Raw genomic sequence first — 15,783 nt, forward strand, 5'->3', positions numbered from 1 at the left:
ATTAACACCTGGTGGTATGAGTCTGGTGGTTCGCAAGATATGCTAATTGAAGGCAATACTTTTGGTGATTGCTCTTATGGAGGAGCAAACGAACCTGTTATTACTATAGGTGGTAGATTTAATGGCAAAGGCCGTATGCTTGGAAGGATAATTATTAGAAACAATGTGTTTAATAATTTTCAACCTTCCATATTAAAAGCGAGAGGTGTAACCTATTTAGAGTTTACAAATAACACCATAAATAATTCTAAAAATTTTCCTCCATTATATCCCGATGAATATGTTTTAGATATTAAGCAAGTTGAAACACTAAAAATTAAAAATGTAAAAATCAGTAAAGATTTCGAAAATAAGGTGAAAGCAGAAGAAATAAAAAATGAATATTAATTTATTTATCATTATTTGGTTCGATATTTTTTCGCTGCGCTCTTTTAAACAAGACCCAGGTACATTTTGTTTTTGAGTTTTTCGAATTTATATGGGCTAATAATGGTCTAAATATAAAAACAAAAAACCCTAACTAATTGAAATACAGTTGATAGGATTTTTATTTTGCGAAAAAAGAGGGATTCCCTGTTACTTCTTATTTTGATTGTTGGGGAAATATCAGGAAAATATATAAAAAATAAAACTCAACTAATTGATTAACAAATAGTTGAGTTTTTAAAAAGTGGAGTCGGAGAGAATCGAACTCTCGTCCAAACAAGTAACCAAAGAGCTTTCTACACGTTTATTCTTTTCTTGTTTTTTCGATTATAAGCTGGTTAAAGACAACCTACTTATAACTTAGCTTCTTTAGTTTCAAAAGTAAATCAAAGCATTTTACTTTCTATATTAACATTTACGATGCCTCAAAATGGAACGCCGTCAATCAAGGCTTTCCGGAGACATAAAGCTTGTACACCTTGTGTACCTAGGCTAATCTTACTAAAATTCAGATTAAGCAGCTAAAGCGTAGTTATTCTCGCCGTTTAAAGTTTTGACCTAGCCTTTTACGTGTTTCAAAGTCATTACACGACGTGCTTACCGTTTAATTAATCTCGCTGTCAAAACCAGTCGACCCCATTAATTTAAATCGTAATAGCGTTACCCTATCGGGTCAGGCTTTCGGTAGTCGCTTTTTTTGAGAAAAACAAAAAAGAGCTTCAACAATGCCTCTATCCTTAACGCAGATTGCAAAGGTATCAAAAAGTTTGTATAACCATTCAAATCCTCTTACATTAGTGCAATATTTATACCAAAGAATAGATTGTCAGTATTTAAAATTGATAATTAAAATATTACTATATGAGTATCAAATTTGCCATCATAAAAGAACGCAAAAATCCCCCAGATCGTCGCGTCGTCTTTTCTCCTTTAGCACTACAAGAGGCTAAAGATCAGTTCCCTAATGCTTTCTTTAAAGTAGAATCTTCAGACATTCGCGTATTTCCTGATGAACAATATAGAGTAGCAGGGTTTGAAGTTACTAATAATGTATCCGATTGTGATGTGCTAATTGGTGTAAAAGAAGTTCCTATTGATGCTTTGATTCCTAATAAAAAGTATTTTTTCTTTTCACATACTATTAAAAAGCAACCTTATAATAGAGATTTGCTCAGAGCTATTTTAGAAAAAAAAATCGAGTTGTACGACCACGAAACGATTGTGAATAGTAAGGGATTTCGTTTAATAGGATTTGGTCGTTATGCTGGTATTGTTGGTACTTATAATGGTTTTCGTGCGTGGGGATTAAAATATGATTCATGGAATTTACCTAAAGCAGGGCCATTACCAGATCAAGAGGCTTTAATTGCAGAATTACATAAAATCAAACTTCCAAACATTAAAATACTTCTTACCGGAAGTGGTAAAGTTTCTAATGGCGCACAAGAAATGTTAGATGCTATGTCTATTAAAAAAGTTTCTGTTGAGGCGTATTTAGATGAAATCTTTAATGAACCTGTATATTGTAAAATAGATGTGTTAGATTATAACAAACGGAAAGATGGAAATGTGATTGATATGTTTGATTTCTTTGATAATCCACAAGATTATGTGTCAGACTTTATGCGCTTTGCTAAAGTAACAGATTATTATATTGCTGGTCATTTTTATGGCGATGGGGCTCCATATTTATATACCAGAGATGATGTGAAATCTCAAAATTTTAATATTAAAGTGGTGGCAGATATTAGTTGTGATGTTAACGGGCCAGTGGCAACAACACTTCGTGCATCAACTATTGCTGACCCTATTTATGGTTACGACCCGCAATCTGAAACCGAAATAGATTATAAAAATGAGAAGGCGATAGCTGTAATGGCCGTAGATAATTTACCCTGTGAACTCCCTAAAGATGCCAGCGAAGGTTTTGGTGAGATGTTTTTACAATATGTAATTCCAGCATTTTTTAATAATGATAAAGATGGTATTTTATCTCGAGCTAAAATAACTGAAAACGGAAGTTTGACTGAACGCTTTAAGTATTTGCAGGATTTTGTTGATGGAAAAGAATAGTGTATTAACTTTGCATGTCTCTAAACCTAAACTAAATTTATGACCAAAACGGCCTTAATAACTGGAGCTGCCTCTGGATTAGGTTATGAATTATCATTATTATTAGCGAATGATAATTATAATTTAATATTAGTAGACATTGATGTCGAAAAATTAGAATACGTTAAAGTGGAAATTATTAAAACACATGATTGTAATATAGATATACTTGTAAAAGATTTAAGTGTACCTAATGTGGCTAACGAGATAGTAAAAGAGATAAAAGGTGTTGAGGTTGATGTTTTAGTAAATAACGCTGGTTTCGGGTTGTTTGGATCATTTAATAACACGCAATGGTTGCGCGAGTTAGATATGATTCATGTGCATATAATTACCAGTACGCATTTAACGAAGCTATTGCTGGATGGTATGATAAAAAGAGACTCTGGCAAAATTCTTAATGTATCATCTATAGCGGCTTTTCAACCTGGTCCGCTTATGTCTATATACTATGCATCAAAATCATATTTGTTATCTTTTTCAGAGGCTATAGCTAATGAGCTTAAAGGAACTGGTGTGACAGTTACTGTATTATGTCCTGGGCCTACTAAAACAGCATTTCAAAAAGTAGTTTCAGAAACTGCATCTAATAATAAGATTAGATTTAATATGGCTAGCCCTTCAGATGTGGCGCTTTATGGTTATAAAGCTATGCAAAAAGGAAAAACAGTTGCTATACCTGGATTTATAAATAAACTTCTATCATCGGTACATAGGTTTGTATCTAGAAGTATGGCCGCAGAAATTGTTAGAAATATTCAGGAAAAAAATCGATCTTAGTTTTAGACTTCATTTTTATTCATTTTATGGCTTTCTAGTGCTTTAAGATAATTCCTTTCTTATGTGACAAATATCATTTTATTTGAATAAATATATATATATCTTATTGGTTAATAATTAAGTATTAATTAGAAAAGATATATTATGAATCCAGCTTTCATTATTACAGGTATTCTTATCTTGTTTATCGTATCAGGAATAAGAATTATTTTTGAATATAAACGCGCTTTAAAATTTAGATTTGGTAAATATGTTAATACATTACAACCAGGATTTAGATGGGTAATTCCGTTAGTTGAAACTATTCAAATCGTAGATATAAGGGTAATTACAATAAATGTGGTTTCTCAGGAAGTAATGACTGAAGATAACGTGCCATGTAGTATAGATGGCGTGGTATTTTTTAAAGTTATAGATCCGGAAATGGCTATATTAGAAGTTGAAGAATTTAACTTCGCCATTACTCAGTTGTCTCAAGCTGCATTGCGAGATGTTTGTGGTAAAGTAGAGTTGGATACTATTTTGTCTAAGCGAGAAGAAATGGGTAAGAATATAAAAAATATTGTAGAAGTAGAGACTAAAGATTGGGGCATTGATATTATAGATGTTAAGATTAAAGATATCCAACTGCCTGAGAACATGAAACGTATGATGGCTAATCAGGCCGAAGCCGAGCGATCAAGAAGAGCTCGTATTATTTTAGCATTAGCAGAAGAGCAGGCAGCCGGTAAATTGTTGGAAGCAGGCAAGCTTATAGATCAATCGCCATCTGCAATTAAATTAAGATTGTACCAAACCTTATCTAATATTGCAGCTGAAAAGAACTCTACCATATTATTTCCGTTTCCTGAAGAGGTTTTACCAAGACAGACTAAAACACAGAAAGATTAATTTATTAAGAAAAGTCGAATTATACTTTTTTTTATGTCTAGTACATAATATGTTTTTACCATGAGAATGGTTTTAACATGATTTTTTATAAATTTGATTAAACTAAGTGTTGAAACCAGTCAAACAATATTTTCTAAATCAAAAAGAACCTTATCAATCTATTTTGCTTTATGTAAGAGGTGTTATTTTAAAGACACTTCCATAGGTTGAAGAACGTTATAGTTACGATATCCCTTTTTATAATATTGGGAAGAGGCCAATGGTTTATTTAAGTGTTATATCTTAAAAATTCCTCATATGGAAAGCATTCGTTGCAAATAGAAAAAATGTTGTGAAGTACTTTCTGTTATATTGCGGGTTGTTCTAATATCTGGCATGTCAATATAACCACCTTTTAAGTAGGCTTCGACAAAAAAATGTTTGAAAAATGTAAGGTTAAGTCCGGCATTTAAAGAAACTCCATATCCAGCAAGATGAAATTCGTCATATCTATCTTTTTGAAGCAGAGTCGTATTTTTTTTGGTATAACATACCGCCACCAACACCTTCGGTTAAATTGACCTGTATTTTATCTGTGTTTTGAATGTGAAAAATAGTTGAAATATCATCAACCCGAGCAAACTCTAAATAGACGTAATTGAGTCCGTTAGTATGCTCAAATTGCAAACAATCTTCACTAACCAAAAAAATCTTTATTGTAAGTGCCATTATAAATAGAGCCTATTTTATCTGTTGGCAGATTAATATGACTTTCCATTTGCCTTAATTCATTATATATTTCATGTGGTCTACTCCTAATAAAATCATATAATTATCAGAAATAAAGTAACTTATTTTAACATTGGTTTATGGAACGGTCATTATAACGGGGTCTATATAATCAAGGTGCCAACCTTTGGGTTTATCGTGAGCTGTAGCATCTATTTATGGTGAAATTATAATCCTCACCTTTAAATGTGATATCAGATATGAATGCGTTTCCCTGTTTCCGCCCAAACTAATACAGAATTTTCCTTTTTTTGTTGATGTATATTTTGTAGCTTGATTTTCTTAAGAAAAAATCTCAAAACTTATTAAGCTAATAATTAAGATTATAGCCACTCTGTATGACGTGTTATTCATTTATGATTTTTGATAAAGAATAACCTTAGGCGTAAAAAATATGCCTTTCTTAAATTAAAACGATTGAATTGTTTTTCTAATCATAACTAAATGAGATAGTAATTTTTCTAAGTGATCAAGATGTAGCATATTGGCTCCGTCACTTTTTGCGTTGGCAGGATCAAAATGAGTTTCGATAAATAAGCCATCTACATTGTTTACAACACCGGCTCTTGCAATCGTCTCAATCATTTCTGGTCGCCCACCAGTTACTCCTGTACTTTGGTTGGGTTGTTGTAGCGAATGTGTAACATCTAAAATAGTTGGTGCGTATTGACGCATGGTTGGGATACCTCTAAAATCTACAATCATATCTTGATACCCAAACATAGTACCTCTATCGGTTATCCAAGCTTTATTATTGCCCGCGTCTTTAACTTTCTGTACCGCATGCTTCATGGACTCTGGACTCATAAATTGTCCTTTTTTAAGATTGATTACTTTTCCTGTTTTAGCGGCGGCAACAACCAAATCTGTTTGACGAACTAAAAATGCAGGTATTTGCAAGACATCAACATAATGAGCAGCAAGTTCTGCATCTGATATTTCATGGATATCTGTAACAGTAGGTACATCAAAAGTGTTAGATACTTTTTCTAAAATTTTTAAAGCTTTTTCATCACCAATTCCCGTAAAACTATCAATTCTACTGCGGTTTGCTTTTTTAAAACTTCCTTTAAATATATAAGGAATCTCTAATTTATTAGAAATTGTAATTACTTTTTCGGCTATCCTCAAAGCCATGTCTTCGCCTTCAATTGCACAGGGACCGCATAACAAAAAGAAATTATTAGAATTAGTATGTTTTATTTTTGGAATATCTTTAAGAATCATTAACCTAAAATTTAAGCGACAAAGATAATCAAATTAAAGGCTTTTTTAGACTATTTCTTATTATCCCTAAAGACATAAGAAAATTTGTTAAAACAAGAAGACCACGATATATGGCTAAGTCTTTTATTAAGTTTAATAATATGCCATAAAAAGGAATAGCACACAAAAGTATAAGTTTCGTTATCAACCCTTCAGTTTTGTTAATGCTTGTAAACCAATACCCTATAACACTAATAAAGTATAAATTAAGGAATGTATTTTGTATATTGAGGAAAATAATTAAAAACAATATTTTTAATAGAAACGCTTTTTGCATACTTTATTATTTCAATTTTTAATTATGATATTTAATTCATTAAATATCAAAATATAATGTACCTTTGCGCGCTTAAAATACGGCAGCATTATTATGGCTAAAATAAAAAACATTGCAATTATTGCACACGTAGATCACGGTAAAACAACGTTGGTTGATAAAATTATGTATCACTGTCATCTGTTTCGTGATAATGAAAATACTGGAGATTTAATCCTTGATAATAATGATTTAGAGCGTGAAAGAGGAATTACAATTACGTCTAAAAATGTTTCTGTAATTTATAAAGACACAAAAATCAATATTATTGATACTCCTGGTCACGCCGATTTTGGTGGTGAAGTTGAACGTGTTTTAAATATGGCCGATGGTGTGTTATTATTAGTTGATGCCTTTGAAGGACCTATGCCACAAACGCGTTTTGTATTACAAAAAGCAATTGACTTAGGTTTAAAACCTTGTGTGGTAATTAACAAAGTTGATAAGCAAAACTGTACGCCTGATGAAGTACATGAAAAAGTATTTGATTTAATGTTTGAATTAGGTGCAGAAGAGTGGCAGTTAGATTTTCCAACGGTATACGGTTCGGCAAAAAATAATTGGATGAGTGATGATTGGAAGAATGAAACTGAAAATATTGAACCATTACTAGATATGGTTATAGAACATGTTCCAGAACCAAAATTACCAGTTGGCAATACTCAAATGCTAATCACGTCCCTAGATTTCTCGAGTTTTACGGGTCGTATCGCCATAGGGCGTTTAACAAGAGGTGAACTAAAAATAGGGCAAAATATTTCATTAGTAAAGCGTGATGGCTCTATTGTGAAAAATAGAATAAAAGAACTTCATGTTTTTGAAGGTCTTGGAAGAAAAAAAGTAGATGAAGTTCAAACGGGTGATATTTGCGCTATTGTTGGTCTAGAAGGTTTTGAAATAGGTGATACAGTAGCCGATTTTGAAACGCCAGAAGGTTTAAAAACGATTGCCATTGATGAACCAACAATGAGTATGTTATTTACCATTAATGATTCACCTTTTTTTGGTAAAGATGGCAAATATGTGACATCTAGACATATTAAAGAGCGATTAACAAAAGAGCTCGAAAAAAACTTAGCACTACGTGTTGAAGAGACCAATAGTGCTGAAAAATTCATGGTTTATGGCCGTGGCGTTTTACACTTATCCGTTTTAATAGAAACCATGAGACGTGAAGGTTATGAGTTACAAATTGGCCAACCACAAGTAATTATCAAAGAAATTGATGGTGTAAAATGTGAGCCTGTTGAAGAAATGACCATAGATTTACCTGAAGTAGTGTCTGGAAAAGCGATTGAAATGGTGAGCTTAAGAAAAGGTGAAATGTTAAGTATGGAAGCCAAAGGCGAGCGTATGGTTTGTCAGTTCATCGTACCATCACGAGGAATTATAGGTTTGAGAAACCAATTACTTACTGCCACAGCTGGAGAAGCTATAATGGCGCACCGTTTTAAAGAATACCAACCATTAAAAGGTGGTATTCCAGAACGTCAAAATGGGTCTTTAGTATCTATGGAAAAGGGACAGGCTATTCCTTACTCTATTGATAAATTACAAGACAGGGGGCGGTTTTTTGTAGATCCAGGTGAAGATATTTATGAAGGACAAGTGATTGGAGAAAATTCTCGTGGAGACGATATGACTGTGAATGTTACCAAAACAAAAAAGTTAAGTAATGTGCGTTCTTCAGGAGCAGATGATAAAGCTAAAATAGTACCAGCCATTAAATTCTCGTTAGAAGAAGCCTTAGAATATATTCAGAAAGATGAGTACGTTGAGGTGACTCCAAAACATTTACGTTTGCGTAAAATATATTTAACAGAAGTTGATAGAAAGAGAAATAAAGTAGTCTAATTATTAAAATAATAATATTAATTTTAAAGAGAAATCCTTTTAGGGGTTTCTCTTTTTTTTTAAAATAACATTATGGAATTATTTGGAATCACATTAACTGAATATATCGGATATTTAGCATCTTTTATGGTTTTATTATCTTTTACAATGAAGAATGTTACCAAACTCCGCATTGTAAATATGATAGGATGTATTTTGTTTGTAATTTATGGATTTTTAATGGCTTCACTTAGAATAGGTTTACCAATTATCATTGCTAATGCCGCTATTTTTAGTGTGAATTTGTTTTATTTACTTAAAAAGAGAACGTAGACGTTACGTTCATCGATTATTTAAGAAATCAGATACGCCTTATACTTAAGATTGTAAAAAAACGTTAATTCATTTTGTATATTTGGTTCACTTAAAAAATCAGTAACCTTATAATACAGCGTTTTATTTTATAATTCTCTTTTGAATATTAAAATAAATGAATTTAATTGAGCCAATAAAAAATATTAATTGAAGAAATTAATAGACTATATAAACAAAAATGTTTTAGTTAAGGTAACATCGTTACAAACAGCATCTTTATTAACTAAAATAATTGCGGGAGTTTTAACTTCAAAGGCTATAGCTATTTTTATTGGTGCCGAGGGTCTAGCCCTTATAGGTAATTTAAGAAACTTTGTAAGTTCATTTCAAACCATTTCTATCCTTGGATTTTATAACGGAACAGTTAAATATGTAGCCGAATTTAAAGACAATGCTGCAAAATTGAGTAAAACCATATCAACTGTTTTTTATGTTGGTTTTATAGCGACTATTTTGGTTTCTACGTTTTGTTATTTTAATGCAGAAAGTATTAATGATATCATTTTTCCTTCTTATAATAATTATCCATATGTCATAAAAATATTTGCAATGGTTTTGCCCTTTTATGCTTTGAATATGTTTTCATTTTCATTGATGAATGGCTTTTCCAACTATAAAATGCTTATCGTTATTAATATTATAGGGCAAATTTTAGGTCTTTCAATTACCTTATTATTAATATATCAGAATAAAATTGAAGGTGCTTTAATCTCAGTTGTTATCGCTGAGTCGTTGATATGTCTTATTACACTGGTTGGAATTATTAATAGAAGAAGTTTAATACCCCTAATAAAAGTAAAAGAAATAAGCTTTGGAGTTTTAAAGCGAATGAGTTCTTACACAATGATGGCATTATTTTCAGCCGTTATTTTACCTTTAGTTTTAATGGCTATTAGAAATTATATTATAGATAATGTTGGTTATAAAGATGCTGGTTTTTGGGAGGCGATGACTAGAATTTCAAAATATTATTTAATGCTAGTCAGTTCATTAATGGCTCTATATATTTTACCTAGGTTTAGTGAAATTGATGGCATAAAAGAATTCAGAAGAGAAGTTTTTAATTTTTATAAAACAGTTATGCCTCTTTTCGGGGTTGGCTTAATCGTTATTTATTTTTTAAGACCATTCATTGTTTTAGGTATTTTTTCTGATGAGTTTCAACCTGTAGAAGATTTATTTTTATGGCAGTTGTTAGGCGATTTTATTAAAGTTTTATCTATTGTTATAGCCTACCAATTTTTAGCAAAAAAAATGTTTTGGCATTATATTGTGACAGAAGCTTTCTTGGTGATTATGTTATATATTACTAGTATTTATCTCGTAGATTATTATGGTGTAAAAGGAGCTGTAATAGGACACTTTGTGAGTTACCTAATGTACTATGGGGTTGTTTTACTTATATTTGGCAGTTCACTGTTCGGAGTGGATACCGATAAGCTTGGTAACAAAAAATAAATTTATTTTTGAAGCATTTTGAATATTCAACTATTTAAGGTTTTTTCTTATAACAGTATAATAGTTTTAGGGAAACTATTTACTTCTTTTATTGTTTCTAAAGTGAGCGCAATATATTTAGGTCCGGCTGGGTATGCTATAGTTGGAAATTTTAAAAACACGTTACAAGGTGTTCTTGGAATAACTGCAAGTGGATTTGAAAGTGGTGTTATTAAATATATTGCTGAAAATAAAACCCGTAATACGCAGGTTAATGTAATAATTGTTTCCGCTTGTTCTTTAAGCGTTTTATTATCAATAATAGTTGGTTTTTTTTTGTTTGTTTTTTCAAATCACCTTAGCCTTATTATATTAAAGGATTCTTCGTTGGCATTTATATTTAAATATCTGTCAGTTTTTCTGCCATTAATTTCACTTAATTTTTTGGTTGTTTATATTCTTAATGGTTTAAAGAAATATAAACTTTACACTTTGGTTATAAGTGTTTCTAATTTTTTTAATGCCTTAGTTACGTTTCTTTTAGTTTATTACTATAATTTAAGAGGGGCTTTAATGGCTAGTATATTAGTTTTTGTTTTCAGTTTTGTTTTCAGTGTCTTTATTAAGGATATTAGAGTACTTTTTGTGTCGGCAATGCACAATCTAACAGCAATATCCTTTAACTTTTTAAAGTCAATTTCTACATATATTGTTATGGCCATTTATTCAACGATATTAATAAGTTTGTGTTATTTATTAATAAGGAATAGTATTATTATGAATTTGGACATGAATACTGCTGGTTTATGGGAGGCAATGAACAAATTATCAAGTTTTTATATGATATTTTTTTCTTCATTATTAACCCTATATCTTTTGCCATTACTAGCTTCTAACCATACTATCAAAGGCTATATTAGTATCATGCAGTCTTATTTTAAATATTTAATTCCATTTGTTATATTGCTTTTTTTGGGGATCCTGTTTTTTAGAGTGTTAATTATAAAAGTGTTTTTAACAAAAGAATTTATAATTATTAAACAATTTTTTTATCTGCAATTGTTAGGAGATTTTTTTAAAATTATAGCATTTTCTTTTGCTTATCAATTTCATGCTAAAAGGATGGTTGCGTCTTATTTCATATCTGATGCGATTCTATATGGCTCCTTTTATGTGTTTAGTATTTATTTACTAAAATATTTTAACCTTCATGGTGTTTTTTATGCTTATATTATAAGCACATTATTCTATTTATTATCAGTATGTCTATTTGTTTTTTTTAATCGCAATAAGTATTTAAAAAGTGAAAACCAATCCATATAAATTTTTTATAATATTTTTACTTCCGTTACTTTTCAAGTATCTTTTCTTGTATGTATTTCTTGACCTTTATTATGTTGAATATGGAGATTTTAGAGAGGACCTTTTATTTTGTTTTTCAATAATTGTAATATTTTTTAGCAACATATTTAAGAAGCAAATATTTATTGACTTTTTGTTTTTATTATATGTAACCTATTTTGTTTTAGAAACAACTTCTTATATAGCCGTTTCTTCTAATTTTTCTTCTTCATTTATGTTTCTGTTGATTGAATCTAATCACCAGGAATTAACAGAGTTTTCAAATTCCTATATAAATATTCCGATAATAGTATTTATAATATTAATGATCGTTTGGTTTTTCGTTATTAGAAAAATGAAATTAGTAATTAATACTTCTAAAAAAATTCTTGTTGGAAGTTTTGTTTTTTTTGGGATAATTGTCGTGTTAAAAGGTACGGGTTTAATAGAAAGTAATGCATACCATAACATTGTTAGGGGGGCATTTGGTTACTTTGAATTACAAAATAGTGTAAAGTTTAATTCTGATATTTCAAAAGATAAGATCAAAATAACAGCCAATAATGAAATTTTGGTTGTGATATTAGGAGAATCAACTACAAGTCAGCACATGCAGATTTACGGTTATAAACGAGAAACAACTCCGCTTTTAAATTCTATTAAGGATAGCTTATTTATATATAATAATGTGATTTCATCTGATATTTTTACGCTTAGAGCAGTTCCAAAGCTGTTGACCTCTTTAGATAATAGTAATAAGAATAAAGTAGCTTACAATCTTGTAGAAATTTTCAATAAAGTTGGTTATAAAACATATTGGTTATCAAATCAACGTGCAATTAGCTATCATGATAATGCGATAAGTAAAATTGCATCTAATTCTATTGAATTTAAATTTTATAATCATAAGATAGATAAGCATACGACTGTTTTGGATGAAGTTATTTTTCCTGATTATTTACGAATCCTTAATGAACCTGGTAAAAAGGTTATCTTTATCAGGATTATTGGTACACATTTCGATTATAATAAAAGGTATCCGCCTTCTTATAATAAATTTTTAAGCACTACAAATGCTTCTAAAAAAGAAAAGATTATAAATTATTATGATAATGCAATTTTATATAATGATTTTATAGTTTATTCATTTATCAAAGAACTACAAAAACAAAATAAAAAATCTGCACTTTTATATCTATCTGACCACGGTGAAAATGTTTATGATAATACCGAATTTTTTGGTCGTTCTGAAGATGTATTAAGAAAAAGTATGTTCGAAATTCCTTATTTTGTTTGGATTTCTAACGATTTTGAACTGCCTAATGATTTTGAATATAAACCCAATAGAATGTTTATGGCTGACCATACCTATGAGAGTATAGGGCATTTATTTGGTGTAATGTATAAAGATATGGATGTTAATAAAAGTATTTTTACCAAAACATTTAAAGACCGACAAAGGAAAGTTCTTGATAATATTGATTACGATTCCTATTTTTTAGAAAGGCATGAGTAAAAAAATATGTATTCTTGTTGATAGCCTTAGTTCTGGTGGTGCCGAAAAAGTTGCTGCTAATATGTCTATATCTTTATCAAAAAAGGGCTATTTGATTTTTGTAGTATCTATGCAAGATGATGTTATATATTCCTTTGAAGGAGAACTCTTTAATTTTGGGAAAATAAAAACAAAATATAATAAGTTAAGAGCCTTTGTAGAGTTTAACAGATATTTTAAAAAACAAAATTTTGATGTAGTTATTGATCATAGAATTAGAAATATATTTTTTAAGGAACTTTTTTTTTCGAAATATGTATTCCGAAATAGTAGAGTTATATATTGCATACATAATTACAATTTGTCCTATTATTTTTCATATTTAAATTGGCCTTTTTTCTCGCGTTTACCTCACGTTAAAGACAGTACATTTGTTTCTGTATGTAACGAAATTAATAACCATTTGAACGAAAAGTTGAAATTAAAAAGTAAAACGATTTATAATTACCTGAAATTTAGTGGATTATCAGAAATGTTTGAGGAAAATCAAGTTTTGAGTGAAAAATACATTATAGCGGTTGGTAGATTAACAAAAGTAAAGCAATTTGATAAATTAGTAAGGAGTTATCAAGCCTCAGAATTGAGTGAAAGAGGTATAAAACTTATTATTTTGGGTGATGGACCAGAAAAACAATATCTGAAAACTTTAATTTCTAGGTTAAATCTAGAAAATTTTATTGAATTATTACCTTTCAGAAAAAAACCTTATAGTTTAATACATAGCGCTAAGGCTTTAGTTTTAACTAGTAAAGTTGAGGGGTTTCCAATGGTACTATTGGAAGCCTTGTCATTAAAAACACCAATAATTGCCTTTAATTGCAAAAGCGGACCGAATGAAATTATAATAAATGAGATAAATGGCTTGTTAGTTGAAAACCAGAATGAAGAGAAGCTAACAATGGCACTAAACAAACTTATGACTGATGATTCTTTTTATAATAAAATAAAAAAGAATGTACATATTGGTTTGGAAAAGTTTTCTGAAGAAAAAATTATTCATAAATGGCTTATACTTCTGGAAAACCAAGTGTAAATACGTTTAGTCAAATAGAATAAATGAGTAGGTAAGTAATATTTTATTTTTTGAACGCTTGTTAAATTTGAAACGTTAATTTTCTGTTTGTAAATTTTTACTAACGTATAATTCTTTTCCATTTTAAACAAAACTACTAGTTTGTAATGAACAAAATCTATAAATCTTTTTAAATCTTTATGATTACTGTTTTTTAGGTATTTCTCGTAGTCAGGGATTTTACGTTTAAATTTTTTGTTTGGAGCTGTTAATTGATTTTTTAAACCAGTCCTATAGTAGGTTTTTGGTTCTTGATAATAAACTATTTTAAACTTCGTAAAGCACCTGATGTAAAAATCATCTTCCTCACCATAATTTATGCTTTCGTCAAAATAACCTACTTGTTTAAAAACGGTATTGTTTAGAACTAAAGAGCTAAATCCAAAATTATTTTCACAAAGTTTAAAAAAATCATATACTATTGTTTGATATCGACTATTGAATTCTTTAGCAATTAAATTAGGAGTTTTCTTGGGATGTAACAACTTAACATTTGTTGCAAAAACATGGTATTTGTTCTTGGTGTTAATTAACTTGTATATCGTATTTAAAAAATCTGTTGTCCATAAATCATCGGCATCTAAAAAAGCAATAAATTTACCTTTAGCTGTTCTTATTCCTATATTTCTTGAAGCACATAAGCCACGGTTCTCTTGATTTAAAATTCGTATTCTATCATCATTAAAAGATGTTACAATGTTTTCACTATTATCTGTGCTTCCATCGTTTATTATAATTACTTCAAAATCAGTGAAATTTTGATTTAATACACTTTTGATAGTACTTTCAATAAAATCTTCTTTATTATATAGCGGTATAACGATAGAAAAATATGGCATTGTTCTTTATATAAATAGTATTTGTTGATTTAACTACAAAATTAAAGAGGTTTCTTTTTTACTAAACTATTTCTCGATAATTATATACGTCTCTGCACCACTTCAAAAACCTGATTATCATCGCACTTTAAAGTTTTACTTGGGTATTTAAGTAAAAGTGCATAATCATGTGTAGCCATTAGTATGGTGTTGCCATTCTTATTAATGTCTTGTAATACTTCCATAACCTCTATACTGGTTTGTGGGTCAAGGTTTCCTGTTGGTTCATCGGCTAAGATAAGTTCTGGGTTATTAAGAAGCGCTCTGGCAATAGCAATACGTTGCTGCTCGCCTCCGGAAAGTTCATGCGGATATTTAAAGCCTTTAGTTTTCATACCAACTTTGTTTAAGACTTCTTCAACGCGAGTATTCATGTCTTTTTTGTCTTTCCAGCCAGTAGCTTTCAGAACAAACAACAAATTTTCATTAATAGTTCTATCAATAAGTAATTTAAAATCTTGAAAAACAATACCCAATTTTCGTCTTAAAAAGGGAATGTCTTTATCTTTTAATCCTTTTAAATTATGTCCAACAATATGTCCTTCACCTTCGGTTAGAATTAAATCGCCGTAAAGAATTTTCATAAAACTACTTTTTCCTGATCCTGTTTTTCCTATTAAATAAACAAATTCTCCTTTGTTGATTTCAACATTAACGTTAGAAAGCACAAGACTGTCTCCTTGGGAAATAGACGCATCTTTAAGTTGTAAAATGGGATTAGACATATGAATAG

General features: G+C 29.9%; 13 protein-coding genes, 1 other RNA gene and 2 pseudogenes. 10 read left to right on the forward strand and 6 right to left on the reverse strand.

The window, feature by feature from the left end; genetic code table 11:
* Nucleotides 1-387 (forward strand): annotated as a pseudogene (locus AC15TD_RS03820) (hypothetical protein); the annotation flags it as partial.
* 281 nt (nt 388-668) lie between these two features.
* Here the strand turns inward: AC15TD_RS03820 and ssrA are convergent.
* Both ssrA and AC15TD_RS03830 read right to left on the reverse strand, forming a co-directional pair.
* Nucleotides 669-1,064, reverse strand: a transfer-messenger RNA (tmRNA) gene (ssrA, locus tag AC15TD_RS03825).
* Between the two features lie 208 nt (nt 1,065-1,272).
* Nucleotides 1,273-1,335: a hypothetical protein gene (locus AC15TD_RS03830; RefSeq protein ID WP_484450849.1), complete on the reverse strand. Its 63-nt coding sequence runs from the start codon at nt 1,333-1,335 to the stop codon at nt 1,273-1,275.
* Between AC15TD_RS03830 and AC15TD_RS03835 the strand changes: the two genes are divergently transcribed.
* The 3 genes from AC15TD_RS03835 (at nt 1,309) to AC15TD_RS03845 (ending at nt 4,209) form a co-directional block, all read left to right on the forward strand.
* The gene (locus AC15TD_RS03835; protein WP_484450850.1) at nt 1,309-2,499 is read left to right on the forward strand and encodes an NAD(P)-dependent oxidoreductase; all 1,191 of its coding nucleotides are present in this window, start codon (nt 1,309-1,311) and stop codon (nt 2,497-2,499) included. The genes AC15TD_RS03830 and AC15TD_RS03835 overlap by 27 nt on opposite strands.
* Before the next feature lie 39 nt (nt 2,500-2,538).
* Entirely contained in the window at nt 2,539-3,318 is a 780-nt protein-coding gene (locus AC15TD_RS03840) for an SDR family NAD(P)-dependent oxidoreductase (RefSeq protein ID WP_484450816.1), read from the forward strand.
* A gap of 144 nt (nt 3,319-3,462) precedes the next feature.
* Nucleotides 3,463-4,209, forward strand: coding sequence for a slipin family protein (locus AC15TD_RS03845; protein ID WP_484450817.1), 747 nt, complete (start codon nt 3,463-3,465; stop codon nt 4,207-4,209).
* Between the two features lie 293 nt (nt 4,210-4,502).
* On the opposite strand, the pseudogene AC15TD_RS03850 reads toward AC15TD_RS03845, so the two are convergent.
* Nucleotides 4,503-5,259: pseudogene (locus AC15TD_RS03850) on the reverse strand (hypothetical protein); the annotation flags it as partial.
* Between the two features lie 126 nt (nt 5,260-5,385).
* Nucleotides 5,386-6,204 (reverse strand): 3-deoxy-8-phosphooctulonate synthase, encoded by an 819-nt coding sequence (kdsA, locus tag AC15TD_RS03855; RefSeq protein ID WP_484450818.1) that lies wholly within the window; start codon nt 6,202-6,204, stop codon nt 5,386-5,388.
* Nucleotides 6,205-6,613: 409 nt separating this feature from the next.
* On the opposite strand from kdsA, the gene typA reads away from it, so the two are divergent.
* The 6 genes from typA to AC15TD_RS03885 all read left to right on the forward strand — a co-directional run bounded on the left by typA (nt 6,614) and on the right by AC15TD_RS03885 (nt 14,133).
* Entirely contained in the window at nt 6,614-8,413 is a 1,800-nt protein-coding gene (gene typA / locus AC15TD_RS03860) for a translational GTPase TypA (RefSeq protein WP_484450819.1), read from the forward strand.
* Nucleotides 8,414-8,485: 72 nt separating this feature from the next.
* Nucleotides 8,486-8,725 (forward strand): uroporphyrinogen decarboxylase, encoded by a 240-nt coding sequence (locus AC15TD_RS03865; protein ID WP_484450820.1) that lies wholly within the window; start codon nt 8,486-8,488, stop codon nt 8,723-8,725.
* A 189-nt stretch (nt 8,726-8,914) separates the two neighbouring features.
* The gene (locus tag AC15TD_RS03870; RefSeq protein ID WP_484450821.1) at nt 8,915-10,225 is read left to right on the forward strand and encodes an O-antigen translocase; all 1,311 of its coding nucleotides are present in this window, start codon (nt 8,915-8,917) and stop codon (nt 10,223-10,225) included.
* A gap of 18 nt (nt 10,226-10,243) precedes the next feature.
* Nucleotides 10,244-11,527: an oligosaccharide flippase family protein gene (locus tag AC15TD_RS03875; protein WP_484450822.1), complete on the forward strand. Its 1,284-nt coding sequence runs from the start codon at nt 10,244-10,246 to the stop codon at nt 11,525-11,527.
* 373 nt (nt 11,528-11,900) lie between these two features.
* Nucleotides 11,901-13,061 (forward strand): phosphoethanolamine transferase, encoded by a 1,161-nt coding sequence (locus tag AC15TD_RS03880; RefSeq protein WP_484450823.1) that lies wholly within the window; start codon nt 11,901-11,903, stop codon nt 13,059-13,061.
* Entirely contained in the window at nt 13,054-14,133 is a 1,080-nt protein-coding gene (locus tag AC15TD_RS03885; protein WP_484450824.1) for a glycosyltransferase, read from the forward strand. The genes AC15TD_RS03880 and AC15TD_RS03885 overlap by 8 nt, the downstream gene beginning before the upstream one ends.
* On the opposite strand, the gene AC15TD_RS03890 is transcribed toward AC15TD_RS03885, so the two are convergent.
* Nucleotides 14,097-15,011 (reverse strand): glycosyltransferase family 2 protein, encoded by a 915-nt coding sequence (locus AC15TD_RS03890; protein ID WP_484450825.1) that lies wholly within the window; start codon nt 15,009-15,011, stop codon nt 14,097-14,099. The two genes, AC15TD_RS03885 and AC15TD_RS03890, sit on opposite strands and share 37 nt — an antisense overlap.
* A gap of 80 nt (nt 15,012-15,091) precedes the next feature.
* Complete coding sequence (locus AC15TD_RS03895) at nt 15,092-15,775, reverse strand: cell division ATP-binding protein FtsE (protein WP_484450826.1); 684 nt, start codon at nt 15,773-15,775, stop codon at nt 15,092-15,094.
* Nucleotides 15,776-15,783: the final 8 nt, after the last annotated feature.

The sequence above is a fragment of the Yeosuana sp. genome (genome assembly GCF_057126245.1).